Annotated in this window: 23 protein-coding genes; 11 read left to right on the top strand and 12 right to left on the bottom strand. The window is 35.6% G+C overall.

Annotated features, from left to right (window positions below; all coding sequences use genetic code 11):
• Window positions 1-47: 47 nt before the first annotated feature.
• From QCQ61_RS08680 to QCQ61_RS08670, 3 genes are read left to right on the top strand one after another with little or no spacing between them, the layout of a single operon-like run.
• Window positions 48-773, top strand: coding sequence for a class I SAM-dependent methyltransferase (locus QCQ61_RS08680; protein ID WP_279447245.1), 726 nt, complete (start codon window positions 48-50; stop codon window positions 771-773).
• Complete coding sequence (locus QCQ61_RS08675; RefSeq protein WP_279447244.1) at window positions 770-1,648, top strand: glycosyltransferase family 2 protein; 879 nt, start codon at window positions 770-772, stop codon at window positions 1,646-1,648. Before QCQ61_RS08680 ends, QCQ61_RS08675 begins: the two co-directional genes overlap by 4 nt.
• 13 nt (window positions 1,649-1,661) lie before the next feature.
• Window positions 1,662-2,588, top strand: a complete 927-nt coding sequence (locus QCQ61_RS08670) for a glycosyltransferase family 2 protein (RefSeq protein WP_279447243.1) — start codon at window positions 1,662-1,664, stop codon at window positions 2,586-2,588.
• Here QCQ61_RS08670 and QCQ61_RS08665 read toward each other — a convergent pair.
• Complete coding sequence (locus tag QCQ61_RS08665) at window positions 2,571-2,990, bottom strand: sugar 3,4-ketoisomerase (protein ID WP_279447242.1); 420 nt, start codon at window positions 2,988-2,990, stop codon at window positions 2,571-2,573. The two genes, QCQ61_RS08670 and QCQ61_RS08665, sit on opposite strands and share 18 nt — an antisense overlap.
• Window positions 2,977-4,086: a glycosyltransferase gene (locus QCQ61_RS08660; protein ID WP_279447241.1), complete on the bottom strand. Its 1,110-nt coding sequence runs from the start codon at window positions 4,084-4,086 to the stop codon at window positions 2,977-2,979. The genes QCQ61_RS08665 and QCQ61_RS08660 overlap by 14 nt, the downstream gene beginning before the upstream one ends.
• 133 nt (window positions 4,087-4,219) lie before the next feature.
• Here QCQ61_RS08660 and QCQ61_RS08655 point away from each other — a divergent pair, with 133 nt between their 5' ends.
• Window positions 4,220-5,359 carry a glycosyltransferase gene (locus QCQ61_RS08655; RefSeq protein WP_279447240.1) on the top strand — a complete coding sequence of 380 codons (1,140 nt, stop codon included), beginning with the start codon at window positions 4,220-4,222 and terminating at the stop codon, window positions 5,357-5,359.
• Between the two features lie 3 nt (window positions 5,360-5,362).
• Here the strand turns inward: QCQ61_RS08655 and QCQ61_RS08650 are convergent, their stop codons facing one another.
• The 9 genes from QCQ61_RS08650 to typA form a co-directional block, all read right to left on the bottom strand.
• Window positions 5,363-6,346 carry a hypothetical protein gene (locus QCQ61_RS08650; protein WP_279447239.1) on the bottom strand — a complete coding sequence of 328 codons (984 nt, stop codon included), beginning with the start codon at window positions 6,344-6,346 and terminating at the stop codon, window positions 5,363-5,365.
• A gap of 94 nt (window positions 6,347-6,440) precedes the next feature.
• Window positions 6,441-7,730 carry an O-antigen translocase gene (locus QCQ61_RS08645; RefSeq protein ID WP_279447238.1) on the bottom strand — a complete coding sequence of 430 codons (1,290 nt, stop codon included), beginning with the start codon at window positions 7,728-7,730 and terminating at the stop codon, window positions 6,441-6,443.
• Complete coding sequence (locus QCQ61_RS08640) at window positions 7,731-8,831, bottom strand: DegT/DnrJ/EryC1/StrS family aminotransferase (RefSeq protein ID WP_279447237.1); 1,101 nt, start codon at window positions 8,829-8,831, stop codon at window positions 7,731-7,733.
• Entirely contained in the window at window positions 8,828-9,805 is a 978-nt protein-coding gene (locus QCQ61_RS08635) for a GNAT family N-acetyltransferase (protein WP_279447236.1), read from the bottom strand. Before QCQ61_RS08635 ends, QCQ61_RS08640 begins: the two co-directional genes overlap by 4 nt.
• An 18-nt stretch (window positions 9,806-9,823) precedes the next feature.
• The gene (locus QCQ61_RS08630; RefSeq protein ID WP_279447235.1) at window positions 9,824-11,275 is read right to left on the bottom strand and encodes a sulfatase-like hydrolase/transferase; all 1,452 of its coding nucleotides are present in this window, start codon (window positions 11,273-11,275) and stop codon (window positions 9,824-9,826) included.
• A 3-nt stretch (window positions 11,276-11,278) separates the two neighbouring features.
• On the bottom strand, window positions 11,279-12,760 hold the full coding sequence (locus QCQ61_RS08625) for a sulfatase-like hydrolase/transferase (RefSeq protein WP_279447234.1): 1,482 nt from the start codon (window positions 12,758-12,760) through the stop codon (window positions 11,279-11,281).
• The gene (locus tag QCQ61_RS08620; RefSeq protein ID WP_279447233.1) at window positions 12,750-14,144 is read right to left on the bottom strand and encodes a class I SAM-dependent methyltransferase; all 1,395 of its coding nucleotides are present in this window, start codon (window positions 14,142-14,144) and stop codon (window positions 12,750-12,752) included. The genes QCQ61_RS08625 and QCQ61_RS08620 overlap by 11 nt, the downstream gene beginning before the upstream one ends.
• The gene (locus QCQ61_RS08615) at window positions 14,128-14,331 is read right to left on the bottom strand and encodes a hypothetical protein (protein WP_279447232.1); all 204 of its coding nucleotides are present in this window, start codon (window positions 14,329-14,331) and stop codon (window positions 14,128-14,130) included. The genes QCQ61_RS08620 and QCQ61_RS08615 overlap by 17 nt, the downstream gene beginning before the upstream one ends.
• 235 nt (window positions 14,332-14,566) lie before the next feature.
• On the bottom strand, window positions 14,567-16,360 hold the full coding sequence (gene typA / locus QCQ61_RS08610; protein ID WP_279447231.1) for a translational GTPase TypA: 1,794 nt from the start codon (window positions 16,358-16,360) through the stop codon (window positions 14,567-14,569).
• A 180-nt stretch (window positions 16,361-16,540) separates the two neighbouring features.
• Between typA and kdsA the strand changes: the two genes are divergently transcribed.
• The gene (gene kdsA, locus QCQ61_RS08605) at window positions 16,541-17,359 is read left to right on the top strand and encodes a 3-deoxy-8-phosphooctulonate synthase (RefSeq protein WP_279447230.1); all 819 of its coding nucleotides are present in this window, start codon (window positions 16,541-16,543) and stop codon (window positions 17,357-17,359) included.
• Here the strand turns inward: kdsA and QCQ61_RS08600 are convergent.
• Window positions 17,350-17,709 (bottom strand): DUF1801 domain-containing protein, encoded by a 360-nt coding sequence (locus tag QCQ61_RS08600; protein WP_279447229.1) that lies wholly within the window; start codon window positions 17,707-17,709, stop codon window positions 17,350-17,352. The genes kdsA and QCQ61_RS08600 overlap by 10 nt on opposite strands.
• Before the next feature lie 454 nt (window positions 17,710-18,163).
• On the opposite strand from QCQ61_RS08600, the gene QCQ61_RS08595 reads away from it, so the two are divergent.
• The 6 genes from QCQ61_RS08595 (at window position 18,164) to QCQ61_RS08570 (ending at window position 21,994) form a co-directional block, all read left to right on the top strand.
• Window positions 18,164-18,772: a hypothetical protein gene (locus QCQ61_RS08595; RefSeq protein WP_279447228.1), complete on the top strand. Its 609-nt coding sequence runs from the start codon at window positions 18,164-18,166 to the stop codon at window positions 18,770-18,772.
• Window position 18,773: 1 nt separating this feature from the next.
• Window positions 18,774-19,070 carry a winged helix-turn-helix domain-containing protein gene (locus tag QCQ61_RS08590; protein ID WP_279447227.1) on the top strand — a complete coding sequence of 99 codons (297 nt, stop codon included), beginning with the start codon at window positions 18,774-18,776 and terminating at the stop codon, window positions 19,068-19,070.
• Between the two features lie 78 nt (window positions 19,071-19,148).
• Entirely contained in the window at window positions 19,149-19,457 is a 309-nt protein-coding gene (locus tag QCQ61_RS08585) for a hypothetical protein (RefSeq protein ID WP_279447226.1), read from the top strand.
• Window positions 19,458-19,539: 82 nt separating this feature from the next.
• The gene (creD, locus tag QCQ61_RS08580; RefSeq protein ID WP_279447225.1) at window positions 19,540-20,889 is read left to right on the top strand and encodes a cell envelope integrity protein CreD; all 1,350 of its coding nucleotides are present in this window, start codon (window positions 19,540-19,542) and stop codon (window positions 20,887-20,889) included.
• A gap of 72 nt (window positions 20,890-20,961) precedes the next feature.
• Window positions 20,962-21,354, top strand: a complete 393-nt coding sequence (locus QCQ61_RS08575) for a ribosomal maturation YjgA family protein (protein ID WP_279447224.1) — start codon at window positions 20,962-20,964, stop codon at window positions 21,352-21,354.
• Window positions 21,326-21,994, top strand: coding sequence for a DUF1361 domain-containing protein (locus tag QCQ61_RS08570; RefSeq protein ID WP_279447223.1), 669 nt, complete (start codon window positions 21,326-21,328; stop codon window positions 21,992-21,994). The genes QCQ61_RS08575 and QCQ61_RS08570 overlap by 29 nt, the downstream gene beginning before the upstream one ends.
• Window positions 21,995-22,016 lie beyond the last annotated feature (22 nt).

The raw sequence follows: 22,016 nt of genomic DNA, 5'->3' as shown, positions 1-22,016 counted from the left end.
AATTAAAAATATACGCCTTCCAAAAAAGATTGCTGTATTTTAGCGGCATGTACCAATTACTTAAAAAGGCAGCATATACCCTCGTGCCAAAAAAATTACTTTTTGAACACGAAGTTTTTTTTCGATCTATTTTTGCATTTCACTTACGAGGAAAAAATCACGAGTGTACTGTATGTGGGAAAGGTATTAAACGTTTTATAAAAATACCGGCAGATCTGCTCTGTCCATTTTGTGGAAGCCGTTCGCGAACTCGAAGATTATATTCGCTATTACATTCAAACAATTTGCTCCAGGGGAAAGTGCTTCATTTTTCCCCATCGCGAAGCGTTTATAGATTGCTAAAGAAAAACCCATCCATTACTTACTTTAGCACAGATTACGAGGCCGAATTTATTGCCGAATACAAGTACGATATTACCCAAATTCCGTTGGACGCAAATATTTTCGATCTAATAATTTGCTATCATATTTTAGAACATATTGAAGACGATAGAAAAGCCATGACCGAATTACATCGCGTTCTAAAAAGCAATGGAACCTGCATTATCCAAACTCCTTTTAAGACGGGAAAAACATTCGAAGATGCTTCAATAAAAACCCCAAAAGCCCGCTTAAAAGCTTTTGGACAAGAGGATCATGTGCGCGTTTATTCGGTAGCTGGATTGCAAGAAAGATTAAAAGAAAGCGGCTTTAAAAATGTAGAAATAAACACATTTCCGGAAAACGAGCGTTATGGGTTTGTGGAAGAAACCATATTAATATCGAAAAAATGATTTCAATCTTAATTCCCACATATAATTACAATGTATTTAAGTTGGTAGCATCGCTGCATGTACAGGCTAAAAAATTGGCTATTATATTTGAAATAAACGTTTACGATGATTGTTCGCCAAACCCCGTTGCTGAAAACGAAGCCATAAACAGTTTGGAAAATGCAACATACCATAAATTGAAAAAAAATATTGGCAGGAGTGCTATTCGCAACCTTTTGGCTAATAATGCCAAATACGAAAACCTGCTTTTTTTAGATGCCGATACCCAAATAATTAGAGCCGATTTTCTAAAAAAATACTTAGCCGCAATAAATAAACACACTGAAATTATTTACGGCGGCATCCTCTATCAATCCGATCCACCCCCAAAATCGGAAATCTTGCGCTGGCAGTACGGGAAAGAAAGAGAGGCCCTCCCAGTTCCAGAAAGGGAAAAACAACCGCATCTACGTTTTTTAACACTTAACTTTCTGATAAAAAAATCGGTTTTTTCCAAATTAGCTTTTAATGAGGAAATTCCAAATTTAAGGCACGAAGACACGCTTTTTGCTTTAGATGCCAAGGCAAAAAACATACACGTGGCACATATAGATAATCCTGTAATTCATCTTGGTTTGGAGAGTAGCGAAATATTTCTTCGCAAATCAAGAGAATCTGTAGAAAGTCTGCATAGTTTTGTGGCGCAAGGCTTAATAAAACACAACGAAACCGCGCTTTCTAAAAAAGCAGAAGTACTAAAAAAGTACAAATTGAGGGAGGTGGCTTCTGTATTTTATAAAACTTTTAAAGCCGCTATGGAAAAAAACCTCTTGTCGTCTAGACCTTCGTTGGTTATCTTCGATGTATATAGATTGGGGTATTACCTCAGTTTATAAAAAATATGACACGATGAAATTTTCAGTAGTAATAGCAGTTTATAACAAAGAAAAGTACATTGGCGACACCCTGAAAAGTGTTTTGGCGCAAACATTTTCCGATTTTGAAATTATTATTGTAAACGATGGTAGTACCGATACTAGTGAAGCCGAAATTTTAAAGTTCAACGATTCGCGTATTCGTTATTTTTTGCAACAAAATAAAGGTGCCGCAGCAGCTCGAAATGCAGCGATAGCAAAAGCACAAAGCGAAAATATTGCACTTTTAGATGCAGACGATTATTGGTATCCATTTTATTTGGAAGAACAAAATAGACTGCTGAAAAAATTTTCAAACCAATATGTATTTGCCACGGCAGCCGAGATTATTCGCAACGGAAAAAAATTTCAAAATAGTTATTCCATAAAGAGAATTGATAATGATGCGGTACTGGTAGATTATTTTGAGGCGAGCCAATTAGACTCGGTTTTGCACAGTTCGTCTTTTGTAGTAAAAAAAAGTGTTTTTGATGAAGTAGGAAATTATAATCCTGAAATAAAGAGTGGAGAAGACACAGATTTATACGTTCGCATTGGCCTGAAATACAAAGTAGTTTTCAGTCCAAAAGTTTGCGCAACGTATGTAGTACGCACAAGTGGCTTGTTTAACAGTGTAAAAAACGTTGCTGAAAAAGCCAATTTTGAAGCCTACGAACCTTTTGAAGAAAATAATCCTGCGTTAAAAAAATTTTTAGATTTAAACAGATATTCGCTTTGTATTTTGGCAAAAATGGAAGGTGATAAACCGGCTTTTAAAAAAAACTTAGGTAAAATAAATCAGACCAATCTCAGTAAAAAACAACGCTTTCTGCTGCGTCAAAACAAAACAATTCTTAAATATCTTTCAAAAACGAAAAATAATCTAGAAAAATTAGGCTTGCGTTTAGGCACCTTTAAATAATTTAAATTCATCGTAATCGCGAATGTAGTCTGCTTCGTTATACACTTCGCTCACTAAAGATAAACAAACAGCTCCCGATGAAAATGTTTCTAGTTCGCGCCAAACACCATTTGGAATTAACAACCCCCTATCTGGTCTGTTTAAAGTAATTGTGCGCCGTGTTTTGCCATTGTCTAAAACCACGTCAAAACTACCGCTTAGAGCAATTAAAAACTGCTGTAATTGTTTATGCGCATGGCCGCCGCGAGTTGAAGAACTTGGCACATCGTACAAATAATACACCCGTTTTATTGTAAATGGCAAAAAGTCTTTTTCTACTACAGAAAGATTACCGCGACCGTCGGGGTCGCTAATTTTAGGAATTTCCTTTAGGGCTATTTTATCCAAATCAACGTAGTGCATGAAGTAAAGTTTGGTTCCATTTTTCAGAAATATTTTGCATTGAAAATTTTTCGACGGAAGATTTTGTATTCTTCTTTAAATTTTGAAAAAGCGTCTCATCAAAACATACGCTTTGCAGCGCTTCAGCGAATAAAGGTAAACTTCTTTCGGGAATCAACAAACCGTTTTTATGGTGTTGTATAATTTCGGAAGGACCCGAAACAATATCCAGCGAAACCACCGGTGTTCCCAACGAAAGGGACTCTACAAGCACCATCGGGAAACCTTCGTATTTGCTGGTAAGGCTAACACAGCGGGCATTTTTGATAATGGCAAATGGACTATTTGTGAAAGGCAAAAAGATTATTTTATCAAAACACGCTTTTGAGTTTGCAAATTTCTGAAGCATTTCCCTATCCTTTCCATCGCCCAAAATAACGAGATGAACATCTTTTTCCCAAACGCTGGATTGCATAAAAGCTTCAATTAAAAATAAAAAATCTTTAACCGAATCGTCCAATCTACCGTAGGAGAGAATGTATTTTTTATTTTGAAGTATTTCGGGCAATTTGCTACTCATACTCTCCCAATTTGGATCAAACCCGTTGTGGATCGTTACCGAATTATGTATGCCCTCCTTTTTTAAAACTTCGGTTTCAATGTATTTTGATACAGCTATATTTATACTGTTTTTTCTATAAATTTTTGAAAATGCACTCGGGTTTTCAGTTAAATATTCTGTCTTTTTTGAACTGTGCACCACGTAAATTTTATTTATTTCGCGGTAGATAAAGTTAGCGTAAAACAATTCGCGATTAAAGTTATTTTTAGGGCGATGGTCTATTACTACATCAAATTTTTCTGTTTTTAAATAATTTCGAAATTTTCGAAATCGAAGAAATCGTTTTACTAAGGCGTCATTTTCGGTTTTTATTTTTCCTAAATTCAGCATTTTACCGCTAAAAGGATAGTCTATTTCATCGTTCAAAATTACCAAATGCACCTCGTGGCCCCGAGCCTCCAACATTTGTGAAAGCATGGCGCAAGACCGCTCCAACCCACCTCTGGCGAGCGAAATGGATACAAGGCATACTTTAAATTTCTTTTCAGCGGGCATCGCTAATTATTGTGTATTTTTGGTTGTACAGCGCAAATATAAGTTTTATGAAGCATCCAAAGCTATCTTTCTGCAAGGCATAAAGTATAAATTGAAATGTATATTTAACCGATAAAAATAATACAATCTGCACATGAAAATACTTTTGGTGGGCGAATACAGCCGATTGCACAATTCCTTAAAAGAAGGATTATTGGCGCTAAGCCACGAAGTAACGCTAGTTTCAACTGGCGATGCTTTTAAAAATTATCCGTCGGACATTCTGTTAAAGCGCAAATTCGATTCTGGTATTTTAAAAAAAATAAAGGTTGGATTGTACAGACTTTTTGGCTTGGACATTACTTCTCTTTCATTAAAAAATCAATTTTTTCAGCAGAAAGAACAATTTAAAGGTTTTGATGCGGTGCAGTTTATAAATGAAAGTTCGTTTGGGATTTTACCAAAATATGAAAAGGAAATCATTTCATTTTTAAAAAACAACAACAAAAAACTCTTTCTTCTTTCCTGCGGCACCGATTATACCAGTGTGAAATACGCCTTCGAAAAAAAGTTTCGATATTCTATTTTAGATCCACTTTTTGAAGGGAAAGTTTCAGAAAAAGATTTTTATCCCGCATTAAAATATTTAAACCCCGAATTTGAAGATTTGCACAAATTCACTCTTCAAAATGTAAAAGGCGTAGCAGCTTCAGATTTTGATTACGCAATTCCGCTACAGGGAACCGAAAAGTATTACGGGCTAATTCCGAATCCTATAAATACGAAGAAATTACAGTTTCAGCCTATTTCTTCCAAAGGCAAAATCATTATTTTTCACGGCATAAATCGGGAAAATTATTATAAAAAAGGAAATGATTATTTTGAAGCGGCACTTAAAAAAATACTGCAAAAACACCCTTCAAAAGTTGAAGTAATTACAGTTGAAAACGTGCCGTATTTGGAGTATATTGAAAAATATAATTCGGCACATATTCTCTTAGACCAAGTGTTTGCGTACGACCAAGGTTATAATGCGTTGGAAGCAATGGCAAAAGGAAAAGTGGTTTTTACCGGTGCCGAAACCGAGTTTTTGGAATGGTTTAATTTAAAGGAAGACGAAGTGTGTATAAATACGCTTCCGGACGTAGATTATTTGGTTAAAAAGCTTGAAAACTTAATTTTAAATCCAGAAAAACTAACGCGTATCTCAGAAAATGCCCGGCAGTTTATTGAGCGCGAACACGACTATATTTCCATCGCCAAAAAATATTTAGAATTTTGGAAAGAAGCTTAAATTTTAAAAAGGCAGATCGATAGTCTCCGGAACAATAAATTCTTTAGAATACGGGTTTTCGAGAAAGCTAAGCGGCGGTTTTTGAAATTTTAAAATATCTTCTCGTTCAATACCGTACACTTGCCAGTAGTTAGCGAGTAATTGGGCAAACATATCGTCGTTCCAAATTCCAAAAACAGGTTTACTACCTACTTTTTTTATGGGCAGGGCTTCAATACTTATATCAGTATCGGTCGCGTTAATTATATATTCGGGCTTGTACTGAAATATATAATCTGAATAGTGAAAACGCGCGTATAATTCTTCAAATTGAATAGGGTGCAACACGTGGCCTTTCATTTTTTCAACAATATCGTTTTGTCGCTCCCCTATGGCACCATTGTCCTGCAAACACGCAATTATACCAAAACCATTTACGCCCATGGAAAACAATAAATTTACGGTGTCATCGCGATAGCTAAATATATCTGCCGAATATTTCAGCGGAAATACAATGATGCTCCAAGGTTTTTGACCTACAAATGAAATTGGTTCAACCAAAGATTGAAGCATTAAATGAAAATGCCCAAAACGTTCGCGAAGCATTGGAGAAAGGTTAAAATCTTCCCCTAATTTTTGAAGTCTATTTCGTTCGTAAACCATTTCGTAATACAGTAAACCGTACACTATTCTACCGGTCCACTGAAAAAGTAATTTTTCTTCGAGTGCCGCCATTCCTTCAAAACCTTTTTTATAGGCAGCTTGAATTTTTAGATCTAATTGGGCAAAAGCTTCTTTTACTTCGGGAGCGCAGGGCAATTCAAGATCGGAGTATTTATAAGCCTTGGTTTTATCCATCATCTCAATGCGTTCATCACCAAACTTAAAATGATCCATAAGCCATTCTGGAAAAACAGAAATCCGTTCGGTGGTCAATGCGCCGGAGAGAAAGCAAAAATGAGGGTCGAAAACTAAATCTTCAAAGGGATTGTAAAGCGGAGCGGACATAAAAAATACTACTTAAAAAATTTCTGCAAAGGTACGTATTATCTGTTGTTTGGGTTGTTGATTTATTAAAGAGATTAATATCCAAAAAAGGTAATTAACTTTCCTTCTTTCGCTGCTTTTTAAAGTATCGGAAAACCAAATACAGTACGACAAAAAAGTATATAAAATATCGTAAAAAGTGTGCAATCACCACACCTTCAACACCATAAATATCAACAAAATAATAGGCAAAGCCATAGAAAAGAGCCAACGATAACACTTCGGAAAAAATAAAGTTACGCACCATTTTTTTAGCCAGAAATTGATATCCTAAAACCAATGCGGCCAAACGTATAAAATCGCCCAAAAGTTGCCATTTAAACAGCGATTCCATACCGTGAAAATCTGGGTAGATTATCATAATTACGTAATCGCGAAGGAAATAAATAAGCAACATTCCTACTCCAAAAAGCGGCAATAATGTTTTGTAAATATTGAAGAGCTCTGCCTTAAAATCATTTTTATTGTGAATGCTTGCAAACTTTGGAAGCACATAAAGCGTAAAAATTGCACTTGAAAAAACCATGTAGTTTTTAGAAATATTGGTCATTGCAGTCCAAATACCTGCATCGTTAATATTAATGCGGTTTTGGATCATTACACGAATATCTATTTCAACGTAATTTAACAATACCGTTGAAAAAAACGACATTAGCGAAAAAGCCAATAATCCTTTGGCCATAGGCATTTTAAAGGTGAGTTGTGAAAACTGCACATATTCTCGAAGAACTTTTATAAAAATAAAAAGCAAGACAAAAAATTGTAGCGCGGGGGTAATTGCAATTGCAATAAGGGCGCCGTCTATATTGTTTGTAAGTAATAAAACAACAGTAAGAATTGCACTTATTATATAACTAAAAAGGTCTATTCCGGCTAATTTTTTATAGCGTGAAAGCCCATTGACAATACCGTTAAAAATGCGATACATACTTATAAAAGGCACCATTACGGCCAACAACTTTATAAGATAAATGTAATCTGACGACTCAAAAATAGTTGTACTTAAATAATCCGAACCTATAAAAAGAACGGCAGAAACTACAATAGTTCCAAGAACGGTAAATACAAATGTTGTAGAAAAAAGCTTCTGAAGTTGTTCTTTATTATTTTGATATTCCGCAACGTATTTTACAACCCCACTAAATATTCCTACAGATGCAAACGAACTGAGCATCTCTAATAGATTGCGCAACGAGCCTATTTTTGCAATCCCTGCCTCTCCAACAATTTCAGCCAATAATCGCTGAATAAAAAGAGAAATAACCAATCGTACACCAATAACTCCTGCGTTTAAAGAAGTCATCTTTAAAAGTATATTTCCCTTTATGGATTCTGGAATTTTCAATTAATAGCGATTTAAGACAGAATTAACTCTTTCTACTTCTTCATTAGTCATAATCGGACTCATAGGAATACTGATTACCTTTTCGTGAATTTTTTCAGTATTTAAAAAACTTAAATGCGCAAACTCTGTAAGCGCCTTTTGTTTATGCGGCGCGATTGGATAATGAATTAAATAACCAATGCCATTTCGATCTAAATAATCTATAAAAACATTTCTGTTTTCCACTCGAATTACAAAAAGATGGAATACATGATTTTCACTACCATCGTATTTTGGAAGTGTTATTTTCTTGTTTTTTATTTCGGAAATATATCGTTTCGCAATTGCTCGTCTCCGTTCATTATCGGCATCGAGCGTTGGTAATTTCACATTTAAAAATGCAGCTTGCAACTCGTCGAGCCTAGAATTAAATCCCATTAATTCGTTTACATATTTGGTGGAAGTACCGTAATTTCTAAGCTTTTGAACTATTTCTGCCAAGGCATCATCATTTGTGGTTACGGCGCCACCATCGCCTAATGCCCCTAGATTTTTTGACGGATAAAAACTAAATCCTGCGGCATTGCCAATATTTCCTGCACGTTTGCCACTTGCATTTTTTGCGCCGTGTGCCTGTGCCGCATCTTCAATTACAAGTAAATTATGTTCTTCAGAAATTTTTAAAAGTTCCTCCATCAACGAAATTTGTCCGTAAAGATGAACGGGCATTATCGCCTTGGTTTTTTCTGAAATTGAATTTTTAAGTGAAGTTAAATCAAAATTATACGTATCTAAATCGGCTTCCACCAAAACCGGTTTTAAGCCGGCTTGCTTTATCGCCAATATAGTGGCGATATATGTATTTGAAGCAACCAAAACCTCATCGTTCTCATTTAATTTCCCGAGAATTTTATACCCTTCCAAAATCAATCGTAATGCATCTAAGCCATTGCCAACGCCAATGCAGTGTTTTGCGCCGCAAAATCTGGCAAAATTGGCTTCGAAAATCTTCACTTGGTTTCCCAAAATATAATAACCCGAATCTATAAATTGCTGAAAACCGCCTTGAAATTCCGCTTCAAAACGTTGGTTAATTGCTTTTAAATCCAAAAAAGGAATCATATAAAAATATCGTTTAAAAGTTTATGGTTTTCGGTTTTTACCTCGTAAAAATCGTGGGTAATACTTCGACCGCCAAAGGTTTCTTTCCAGTGCAAAAGCCCTTTGTTTACCTTCAGTCCCTGCGCTTCATTTACAATTCCAAAATCGAAATATTTTTTATGCGAAAAATGCTCCAACAGATGGTTGAAAAGAAAATCCAAACCACCCGTTTGCCGCCCCATTTCATTTGCCGAAATATATTGCGCATGCGCAACGTTTGATGTTTCAAAAATAGTTGCCCCAGCGACGATTTCGTCATCTTTATAAACGTTGAATTGTTTTATGTTTTCAGGAAATCGGGATTGAAGCAGTTCAATTTCCGCAGAAGAATGAACGGGTTTTTGGTTGTGCACTTGCATTAAATTTGGTTCCAAGACCTCGTTCCAATACGCTTTAAATTTTGCTTCTTCTTTAACTTCTAACTCGTTTTTAACTCCTTTTTTTATTCCGCGTAAGCGATTTGAAGATTTAATTTTTAAACTATTTTCATTGTTAACACAACTTGTAATATCTCTACGAGTTAGCGATGCTTGGGTTAAAAACAATAAATAATCAATTTCGTCACTCGGCAATTGATGGTATATTTTGGGAATCAATTTCAGTTTTAAAACAGCTACTCCTTCCCTATTTAAAAAAGCGAGTACATTTTTAAATATTGCTAAAGTTTCAGGAAAAGTACATTTCTTACTTAAAACTAAGCCACCGTACGATAACCCTTGATGCGAATGTAACTCGGAACCGGAAATATTTGCAGGGAGCACAGCAACTAACTTTTCACCTTTAAAAACCAGTAATGAATGGTCTGTAAAACGATCGGAATGATAATCCATAAAATCGCGCTGAAACAAAAACGTAGCGTTCTTTGCTTCTTTTACAAAGCTATCCCACAGTTTTTTGTGCGACGGATTGTATTTTTTTATGTTGAAATTTTCCAAATTGTCCGGTTTTAATTTTTAGTTTGAAAAAACGTTCCCGTTGTCGTCAATTACAGCGCGTACAGATTTCCAGAATGTGCCTTGCTGTAAGTTATAACTTGAATCGTCTTCCAAATATTTCAAATATTCAGGATTTTCACTTAATACAGCAAATAAAACACGGAATAGATTTACATTACTTTGCAGTTCTGCGTCCATTCCCTCCACTAAATGTCCGTTCCATTTTATAGCTGCCAAGGTAGCATAAATAGAGTGTATTTGGCTAGCATTTTCAGTAGAAAACATTTCGGGGTAACTTCCCAAACCCACCCACCCACCGTGGTCTGCTAAGATAATGACAATAGCATTTGGATCGTTTTCAGAAATATAATTTACGGTAGTTTTTAACCAGCCATTTACTTCCTGTATTTTTTCAATATACATATCGCGCTCCTCCTCTTTTGATGCAGCAAAATGTATGTGATGTGGCAATAATTTTTCCACAAAATAAAAGCGCGGACCTTCTATATTTGAAGTATCCATCGCAGCTTTTAAATCGTTGAAAACTACTTTTTTTACATTGTTATCGTTACTGAAATAAGGTATCTCATCAGGATTTAAATTGTAGTAATCATACGCTTGAATTGGTCGGTTTTGCTGAAAATATTCATCTTGAACAATAAAGAAATTTTTATACCCATTATTCCTTAAAATTGAAATTGCCGCGTTATCTCCCGCAATAATATCTCGTGAATTTGGCATATCTATCGATGGAAAAAGCACTTTCCCAAAACGGTGCTGCTTCATAGCAAACATAGAAGAGTTTGATGTTAAACTCGCCGGGTAATTGCTTCGGAAATTGTTGTAAATTTTAAACCCATTATTTTCCAACCAACCGTAAAACGGGTTATTGAAATTATACAGACTGCTTTCCATAATCTGGCGTGAAACATAGCCGTCTGGCTGAATTAGGTATATGTTTGGAGTAGATTTAAAGGTTGCGTTTTCAATGGAATCTGGCAGTTGCGTCCACGCCATTTTTTGCTCGTGTTCAACAATTTTTATAATAACATTGATTGTAGGCAGAATACTCATTAATAAAATTATTACGAGCAATTTTTTAAAATGTGCGTAAAATTTATAAGCAGCCAATGCCGAAACAATCAGCAACCCAAGCAGCATTTTCTTCTTTAACGTAAGATACATTGCTTGCGACATTAGTGTTGCCACGGTCATAATTATTAATACAAAAAGAATCTGTGCTTTGTATTTTGAAAAGGTTTCGGAATATTTAAATACCAAAAAAGCAATGGAAAAAATAACAATAGGAATCCCTATAAAAAACAAGACGAAAAATCCGAAATGCTCCCAAGAATTGATTGCAGAATAATTATTTGAAAAATAGAAAACAATTGGGTAGAATCCGCAAATTAATCCTGTGAGTAAAGGATTGAAATCTCCCTTAACGTGTTTTGCTAAAAAATCACCCATTTACTATACTTTTTTAAACACAATATTTCCGTTGCTATCTATGTATTTATACACGCCACTTTGGGCTCCTTCTTTTAGAATAAGATAGCTCGCGTCTTCTTGCAAATGATATAAATATTTTTCTTCTTCGCCCAAATACGCGAATAAAACTCTAAATGAATTCACACAGCTTTTAAGAAATGAATCACTATCAGGAGCTTCGCCATTTGGCCATTTTATAGCCAACATAGCTCCAAAAGTAGTATAAATAATCTCGGGATTTGAGGTTTTTGTGTAAACTTGCCGTGTATAATCCAAGCCCACAAAACCACCGTGATCTGCCATAATCATTATTAGGGCTTCGGGATCCTTTTCGGTAATTAGATTAACCATTTTTTCAATCTTCGCATTTGCAATTCGCAACCTTTTAATCCATTCATCGCGCTCAACTTCCTTTCCTTTTGAAGCATCTTTGGTGGTGGAAACATGGCTGGGTTCAAAAATTTCGATAAAAAAGAAATTGCCACCATCATTTTTAGAGTCGATAGCTTTTTTTAAATCGGGAAGCACTTCTTTTTTCACGTTGAAACCTGTTGAAATATAAGGTATTTCACTATAATCAAAATTGGTAAAATCAAATCCTACTTTTGGGCGATTAACCAATAAATACGGGTGTTCGGAAATAAAATGTGTTTTATAGCCATTGTTTTTGAAAATAGAAAGTACAGGGTTTTCGGTAATAATGTTTTTTCGTGCGTGGAGCATTTCGGAGTAATCCTTACCATGATTGTAATAATGGTGTTTCATCATAAAGGTGGCGCTGTTTGATGAAATTGTGGTGATATAATTACTTCGGAAATCTGGGTAATTTTTAAAGTTGTTTTCAGCTAAAAAAGTATTGAAATCCGTGTTATCTACTTTATAGAAATCGCTTTCCATTTCAGAAAAACTCGCGTAACCATCTGGCTGTATATAATATATGTTAGGTTTTTTTTTGAAGATTACTTCCTCAATATTATCGGGTTGCTGCGTCCATTCTGAATCGTAATTTACATATTTCATCAGCGTAGGCACTAAACCAATAAAGCCAATTACAGCCAAAATAAGCTGCAGCAATATCCACTTTTTAAAATGCCTGTGTAAAAAATAGGCTAATAGGGCAGCTATAATAAAAATCCCTAAAATAATTTTACGCTGAATATCTGCGTACAAAATGATTTTAATGTAGAATAGAAATAGAAAAACACTAAAAAACGGCAAGAGATACTTTCTCCATTTTGAAGCAAAAGAAGAATTTGAAATCCATTTTAAAAATGAAAAGAAAACAATTGGCAGCGCAATAAAAAGCAATAGAAAATACCCAAACTGCTCCCATGAATTGATCATTCCAAAGTTGCGAGAATAGTAAAAAACCAAGGGATAAAGACCAACCCCAAGTGCAATTAAAACAGGGTTTTGCGAAATATTTTGAAAATGTTTTCCTGGAAAACTATTTTTAGGCTTCAAGATTCTTGTTTTTCAACAAATATAGCAAACGTTTTGTGCCTTTTACCGTTTCCTTTTTTTCAATTGTGAAGTATTGCAAATAGCCTTTTTCAAACTCAGTTTCGTTATAAAAATCGAAATGGTTTATAAACTCGCGTTTACGTACCAAAAGCGATTGCGCCCAAGAGTCTTCGCGTGTTGGAAATTCAATGATTAAATGTTTTGAGAAAAACGCAAAAAATTCGGCCGATTTTTCAAAAGGCACATTTCCGGAAAGCGTAATATGATGTATTAAAGCCAACGCCATTGTAACATCTGGCGCGTATTCTGCCAAGCGTTCTATTAACGAATTGCGTTCTGTATTATTAAAACCAATGCCAGGTGCGGGTTGTAATACATCGCACACAAAAGGCAGCATATTAGATTCCTTATTTTGATGCACCTGTTTGTAATTATAATCTACAGCATTGCTATCAATATCGGTAACTATTATATGCGGTACACTGTCAATAACAGTGCGTGCAAAAGTACCGTCATTGCCGCCTACATCAATTAATTTTTGTGGTGCCATTGGCTTTATCCACTCTTTTATGAGTGTTTTTTTGGCTTCAAAAGCGGTTTCGTCGTAATTGGTTTTGTTGTAATAATCGCCCCATTCGCTAGCTTCTTTTAATGACAAACCTTTTATATAATCGTAAAGGCTTTCAATAATATTTTCTTGCGATTTTTTTGAAAGCGCTGCTATTTTTGTTTCGGCTTTATAATCTTCGCTGTGTTTGCTTTCCATTTTTGCAAGCAGATGAACGTTGGGATAAAGCACCGAACTTATTTTGGTTCTTGTAGGAAGTAAGGAAGAAATCAATTTTACCGGAATACCATCAATGTGCGTTTGCATCATTTTAAAGACTTCGGTGCCGTGGTACTTTGCCAATGCCAACGGTCCCAAGAAATGCATAATAAATTGTTTGTACGCGCGCCACGGCGTACCTTCTTCGTAAAAATCAAACGAAAGCGTATCTATAAAAATTGGTTTTCCTTTGTGAAAAGTAATATTATACGCAGAAGCATCCTTTAAAATAAACCCTTTTGAAAGAGCATATTTTTGAATTTTTAAGGTGTGAAGTGCCGCGTGTTTGTACTGCTCAAAACTCCATTCGTACGGGTTTGTAATAAATGGAATGTTTTCCGGTGTAATAATTATTTCGTCGGAAGAAGCGGCCGTTTCTGTATGTGGAATTAGTAGTTCATTCGCAATAAGGCTTTTGAAAAACCCACTGTCTTTCAACGAATTGTATTGCGGAAAATAGATGGGTTTTATAGCTCTGCGAAGGGTGTTTCCATCGTGAAAGATATACCCCGAAGGATCTCGAAAAGAAGCTTGGTGTGCGTTAGTTTTCTCTGTCATATTTATCGGTGTCTTGCTCTTCAACGTCAATTGAATCGTAAGTATCTTCCTCTTCTTTTACCAATCCGAAAAAAGATTTCACCTTGTACATAACACTTTTTGAGAAAAGCAAAATACCAGCTGCTGCAGCTACAACTGCCTGTACTATCATTGCTCCCAGCCCTGGATCGAAATAAAGAAAATTCATACCTAAAATTTTATACTAATTGCCTTAATGTTCTATAACTTCGCTTGAGCTCAGTCTAATTTTTTCGGCTACCGCAAATAAACTAAAAATCGTTGAATTTAAAGAAGGTAAGCCTGATTATTTTACAAGTAGCTTAGAGCCTGATAACATAAGACGAAGACTTCGAATTAGTAAAAACAGTTTTGTTAATAATGTTTTCGTCCTTCGTCTTATATCAGCAATGCAACTATTTTTGCTACAGTTTGTTTCGTTTGCGATCTACTTCCTTCAAATGTATTTTTCGAAGTCTTAAATGGTTTGGCGTAACCTCAACGTATTCGTCTTTTTGAATGTATTCTAGCGCTTCTTCCAAAGAAAATTTAATAGCTGGAATAATACGGGCCTTATCGTCGGCTCCAGAAGAACGTACGTTTGAAAGTTTTTTGGTTTTGGTAATATTTACCGTCATATCGTCTTGACGCGAGTTTTCGCCAATAACCTGGCCTTCATAAATATCTTCATTCGGATTTACGAAGAAACGACCTCTATCCTGTAATTTATCGATAGAATACGGAATAGCTTGGCCAGTTTCCATAGAAACCAAACTTCCGTTTTGTCTTTCGGGAATACCACCTTTTAGGGGTTGGTATTCAAGAAAACGGTGCGTCATAATTGCTTCCCCAGCGGTTGCGGTAAGCAATTGGTTTCTAAGACCAATGATGCCGCGTGATGGAATGATAAATTTACAAACCATTCTGTCTCCTTTTCCTTCCATGCTCAGCATTTCGCCTTTACGGATGGTCACCATATTAATGGCGGTGCCACTCACGGTTTCGGGCAAATCGATTGTCATTTCTTCAACTGGCTCGCATTTTACACCATCAATTTCTTTGATGATAACCTGCGGTTGTCCAATTTGAAGTTCGTATCCTTCGCGACGCATGGTTTCAATTAAAACAGAAAGGTGCAAAACGCCACGACCAAAAACCATAAATTTATCGGCACTATCTGTAGGCTGCATGCGCAACGCCAAGTTTTTTTCCAATTCCTTTTCAAGGCGCTCCCTGATATGGCGAGAGGTAACAAACTTTCCGTCTTTACCAAAAAACGGCGAATCGTTAATGGTAAAAAGCATACTCATTGTAGGCTCGTCTATAGAAATTGTTTTTAGCGCTTCGGGGTTTTCTACATCGGCAACGGTATCGCCAATCTCAAAACCTTCTAAACCTACTAAGGCACATATATCGCCTGGTTGCACTTCGGTTACTTTTTTACGGCCCATACCTTCGAAAGTATGAAGTTCTTTAATTTTTGATTTTACTATTGTGCCATCACGCTTAACCAACGCAATTTGCATTCCTTCTTTTAAAACGCCTCTCTGTAAACGACCAATTGCGATACGTCCTGTAAAAGAAGAAAAGTCTAATGAGGTAATTAACATTTGCAGAGAACCGTCTTCAATTTTTGGAGAAGGCACGTGTTCTAAAACCATATCTAACAAAGGTTCAAGCGTGTCGGTTGGTTTTTTCCAATCGTCGCTCATCCAGTTTTGTTTTGCCGAACCGTAAACGGTTGGAAAATCAAGTTGCCATTCTTCGGCGCCCAATTCAAACATTAAATCAAAAACGGCTTCGTGTACTTCTTCCGGAGTACAGTTTTCCTTATCTACCTTATTTACAACCACACATGGTTTTAAACCAAGATCTATTGCCTTTTGCAACACAAAACGGGTTTGTGGCATAGGGCCTTCAAAAGCATCTACCAAAAGTAACACTCCATCGGCCATATTTAGTACACGTTCAACCTCACCACCAAAATCGGCGTGACCAGGGGTATCAATAATATTAATTTTTGTGTCTTTATATATTACTGAAACGTTTTTTGAGGTAATGGTAATTCCGCGTTCGCGCTCTAAATCGTTGTTATCCAGAATAAGTTCACCCGTATTTTCGTTTTCACGAAAAATACTACAGTAGTGCATAATTTTATCTACCAAGGTTGTTTTACCGTGGTCAACGTGGGCAATAATGGCAATGTTTTTGACTTTCATATAGTTACTCCTTTTTTTAAGAGGGTGCAAAAGTAGTGTTTCTAAGTGGATTAGAAGTGAAAAGTTGCTGTTTTATTTTTCAGAATAATTTCTTGAAATGATTGTAATAAATACATTGAAACCAATCTTCGGCGCATCAGAATACTAAAATACGTATCTTTACAGTGCTAAAAACATTGTATGAAACTTGAATTAATCCCAAAAATAAAGCACACAAACGCTAACAATTTTTTCCTTCTCGCTGGCCCCTGCGCTATAGAAAGTGAAGAAATGGCAGTGCAAATTGCCGAAAAGATTGTACGAATTACCGACAAACTGGAAATCCCATTCATCTTTAAAGGAAGTTTCAAAAAAGCCAACCGAAGTCGGATTGATAGTTTTACCGGAATTGGCGATGAAAAAGCCTTAAAAATATTACGAAAGGTTTCCGAAACTTTTGATGTTCCTACCGTAACAGACATTCACGAAGTAAGCGATGCCGCAATGGCAGCAGAGTATGTAGATGTTTTGCAAATACCAGCTTTCCTGGTACGGCAAACCGATTTGGTTGTGGCCGCAGCTAAAACCGGAAAAGTAGTAAACTTGAAGAAAGGGCAATTTATGAGTCCCGAAAGCATGAAACACGCCGTTACAAAAGTAACCGATTGCAATAATGAGCAAGTGTTAATTACAGACCGCGGAACGATGTTTGGCTATCAAGATATGATTGTAGATTTTCGGGGAATTCCAACGATGAAACAATACGCACCCGTAGTTTTGGATGTAACCCACAGCCTACAACAGCCCAATCAGAGTGCTGGCGTTACTGGCGGCAGACCCGAAATGATTTCCACCATTGCCCGCGCTGGTATTGCAACCGGTGCCGATGGTATTTTTATTGAAACCCACTTTGACCCCGCAAATGCAAAAAGCGATGGCGCCAATATGCTCAATTTAAATTTACTGGAAAAACTATTGACAGATCTTGTAGCTATCCGAAAGACTATTAATCATTTGTAATATTTTTTATCGCGCAAAGCGTATGCTTCCAAAAGAACATCGTTTAATACCTGTTGATCAATTTCTTCAAGTGATTTAAACCGAAGGGATTTCATATGTTTTCGGCCATCAGAAATTAATATTTCTTTATGCTTGGTTAAATGTGTGCCATGCCAAAAAACCAAATCGACATATTTTTTTGAAAAATTCAGATAGCAAAATGGCTTGTTTTCAATATAGAAGAAAGGCATTTTCCATTTATACAATAGTTTAGTTTCAGGCAGTAATGTTTCTATTGTAGCTTGTAAATGCAACAAGATAGCGCGGAAGGGCTCCGGTTTATTTAAAATATAGTCATCGGCTGGTTTCATAAAGTGAAGTTACTAATAAATAGAATGCGCTTCCATTAAAATTGCTGCGCGCTAAGCCAGATAATACTTTCAAAAAGTATTTTAGCTAGCTAAATCTGGTTTAACTGAAACTTTAAAGATTGTGAAATGTGAAAAGATTGGGCTCGATGGGTTAAAAACCGTCATTAATTTTAAGTGGAGATATCCGCCAAATAGAGAAAGCCGTTTCTTTTAAAGAAACAGCTTTATCCTATTTGGCTAAGCTAACTCCCCAATTAACCTAGAGTATAAAGATGCGAAGAAGTTCGGCATCTGTCAAGAGGAAAATACCTGAAATTACTCAGGGTTTTCCCTGTTTTTTTTGTAAGAAATTACTTGCATTTTAAAGATGCTGAAAATATTAACCACATTTTTTTAAAATAAATTTGGTGATAAAACATATTTGCATTTACTTTGTTTTTCAAAGTACTTTATTATGGCTGAGCAAGATTATTTAAAAGATATTAGTGAAATCAAAAATTTAATGAACCGCTCCACACGGTTTATTTCACTTAGTGGACTCTCCGGGATTTTTGCCGGTCTATATGCCATTATTGGTGCAGCCATTGCATATTTTTATCTCTTTCCTGCTGCTGGCGAATATATGGCAATTAATAGTTATAATTTCCTACTTCTTGTGTCGCTACTAGCGGTTGTAGCGTTATTAAGTGTAATAACAGCAGTTTTATTAACTACGCGACAAGCAAAAAAAAATAACGAAAAAATTTGGGACACAACCACTCGCCGCCTCTTACTAAATTTTCTAATACCAATGGTCACTGGCGGAATTTATATAATTATAAATATCAACAATCAACATTATGGACTAACTGCTTCATTAATGTTAATTTTTTACGGACTCGCATTAGTAAATGCTTCCAAATACACCATCGGAAATGTAAAATATCTAGGCTATGCACAAATAATTATTGGGCTAATCTGCGCAGCACTTCCAGGCTACGGCCTTTGGTTTTGGATATTGGGCTTTGGCATTTTTCACATTATCTACGGAAGTATTATGTATCTAAACGAAAGAAAAAGCTAGGGTGGGCATTATAGACAACATAAATAAGCTTTTTGATCATCGAATCCGTTTGGGGATAATGAGCATTCTTGTGGTGAATGAAAGTGCCGATTTCAATCGATTAAAGGAACTGCTCAATGTTACAGACGGCAATCTTGCCAGCCACATAAAAGCATTAGAGCAAGCCGAATATATTTTAGTTGAAAAAAGTTTTGTGGGAAGAAAACCAAATACGAGCTACAGCACCACCACGCTTGGGAAGGCCGCATTTAAAAAACATATTGAAGCTTTAGAAAAACTGATAGGAAAAAAGGAATAGAACCAATTGTAATTATAAAATAATTGCGCAAGAAAACAATGAACACTTTCTACTTTATAAACTTTTAAAACACAGAATATGAACTCCAAAACTAAGAAATTTTTCAGAAGAAAAAACAGACAAATTTTTGTAATAATTGTAGCAATACTATTGCTTATTCCACTATTGGCAATGCAATTTACAGATCAGGTTAACTGGAGCTCTTTAGATTTTGTAGTCATGGCAATGCTGCTTTTTGGTATTGGGTTTACTTGCGAACAGGTTTTTTGGAAGGTTAAGAAAAATACACACCGACTTTTTATTTTAGTACCATTGCTCATTGTATTTTTTCTGATTTGGGCAGAACTTGCAGTTGGTATCTTTGGCTCCCCATTTGCGGGAAGTTAAATAACAGCATCTATTTTTTTATTCATTTACTTTGTATTTCAAAGTACTTTAAAATTAATTATTTACATTTAAAACTAAACATATGAAACAGAAAAACGGAAAATTCGGCAGTTGGATGCGAAACTCCATCACTGCACGGATGTTAGTGGTTGGCTTTTTATTACTGGTATTGCTAATACCTTTACAATTCGTCAAATCACTCATTATTGAGAGAGCCAGCAGGCAGGAAGCGGTGATTAGGGAAATAAATGAAAAATGGGGGAACGAAGTGCTGCTCTCCGGTCCCATCGTAAAAATTCCCTACAAAGTAGTTTCCGAAGAAAAAATTTATAACCAAAAAAACAATTCCTATTTCACAAAAAGGAAAGAACTTGTAAAATATGCCTATTTTTTACCAGACAAATTAACCATTTCTGCGCAGGTTGATACAAAGCCGCTAAACAGAAGTATTTACGAATCTGTGGTATATTCTGCAGCCATTGACGTGACAGGAAACTTTCCTAAAATCGATTTTTCGGTCGGTGATATTCTCGACGAAAATATACTCTGGGAGAAAGCTACTGTGCTTTTAAACACTTCAAATTTAAAGGGAATAAAAACGACTCCTATTGTTAATCTGGCTTCGGAAACATTAACGATGACACCACAGTATTCCAACGAAAATCTAAATACAATTCAGAGCAATTACATTCCAAATGCAAAAGAATTATTGGCTACATCGCATCCTTTTTCCTTCAATTTAAAAATTAACGGCAGCGAAAGCCTGAATTTTTTGCCCATCGGAAAAGAGACAGACGTCACAATGAAATCTAACTGGCACTCCCCTAGTTTTGACGGTAACTTTTTGCCCGAAGACACCGATAAAGAAATAAGTAAAGACGGCTTTTCGGCCTCGTGGCGAATCTTGCAAATTAATCGACAATTTGAGCAATCATTTTTTGGACAACTTCCAAATCTTACTACTTCGGCATTTGGCACAAAACTCATAATTCCCGTGGACGAATACCAAAAAAGTGAACGAACCGCAAAATATGGTTTTATGGTTATTGGCTTAACATTACTGGTGTTTTTGTTAATTCAATTGGTTAGCAAAATTTACATACATCCTTTTCAATATGTAATGATAGGTTTGGCTTTGGTGATGTTTTATACATTACTTATTTCAATTTCGGAACACAGCACTTTTTTTAAGGCATATTCCATTGCGGCCGTTTCCGTACTCGGCTTAGTTACGGTTTACTCCCGTGCCATAATAAAAGGTTTTAAATTTCCGATGCTTATCTGCGCATCTTTGGCTTCGTTGTACGGCTTTATTTATGTAATTATACAATTGGAAAATTATGCGCTTTTGGTAGGCAGCATCGGCCTTTTCTTAATCTTGTCAACAATTATGTTCGCCTCTCGAAATATTGATTGGAACAATGCAAGTTAATATTGTAAACACATAATAACAATCAAACCTCACGGGATTTTAATCTGTGAGGTTTTAATCAATACTTATATTATGCATATTTTCAGAAGCAAGTATTTTTATAGCACACTACTCTTACTAACTGTAGAAATCGGCATTGCCAAGTTTCACTTTAATCCGTTTGTACGTGGATTTTTAGGCGATGTTTTAGTGATCTTACTACTGTATTCGTTTCTGAAAATTTTCATCAAAAACAATGTTTTTAAAATTGCGATGTCCGTTATGGTATTCGCCTATTTTGTAGAATTTCTTCAGCTATTCAAGCTTGCAGAAAAACTTCAAATCCATTCAGAAATATTATTGACAATCTTGGGTTCAGTGTTTGACACTTATGATCTCGTGGCCTATTTTCTTGGCTTTCTACTTATTCTTTTAATTGAAAAAACTATTTTAAAAAATGAAGACAATAAAAACATTTCTCTTTAATCGTTTCAATATACTGTTTCCGCTTTTGTCGCTAACAGCTTTGTGTATTATTCTGCTTGCCATTCGCTCAAAAAGCACACATTCTTTCTTTTATCTTTTCTTAGCATGGAATTTATTTCTCGCCATGGTGCCGTTTTTTATTTCTATGTACGCAAAAACCCGCGAAGGCTTAAAAAAATACAAGCTCTATTCGCTGCTTCTGCTCTGGTTACTTTTTCTTCCAAATGCACCATATATAATAACAGATTTTATTCATTTGCGTTTAAGCCCTATTAAATGGCTTGGTTTCGATGCTTTAATGATTGCGATTTTTGCAGTTACGGGCATTGCGTTTTACTTGTTCTCGGTAAAGGATATTGAAGAAATTCTTTTTAAAAATTTCAACAGGAAAATGACTTCCGGGTTTTTGGTCGTGCTTCCTTTTTTAGTGGGTTTTGGAATTTATTTAGGGCGTGTTCTTCGATGGAATTCGTGGGATATTCTTCATAAGCCGAGCCATCTTTTTACAGATATTTTTGAAATATTCACCAATCCGCTTCTACATTTTAAAGCGTGGTTGTTTACCTTTTTAATTGGATTTTTATTAAAACTTTGTCGTTGGACTTCCGATAAATTTCTTTTCAATACTATTGGTTTTTAAAGGTTTTATATTTAGAATAAAA

It is taken from the genome of Aequorivita marisscotiae, assembly GCF_029814825.1.
Taxonomy (GTDB): Bacteria; Bacteroidota; Bacteroidia; order Flavobacteriales; family Flavobacteriaceae; genus Aequorivita; species Aequorivita marisscotiae.
The sequence above is the reverse complement of the archived record's forward strand: the minus strand, read 5'-3'. Positions and strand labels throughout refer to the sequence as shown.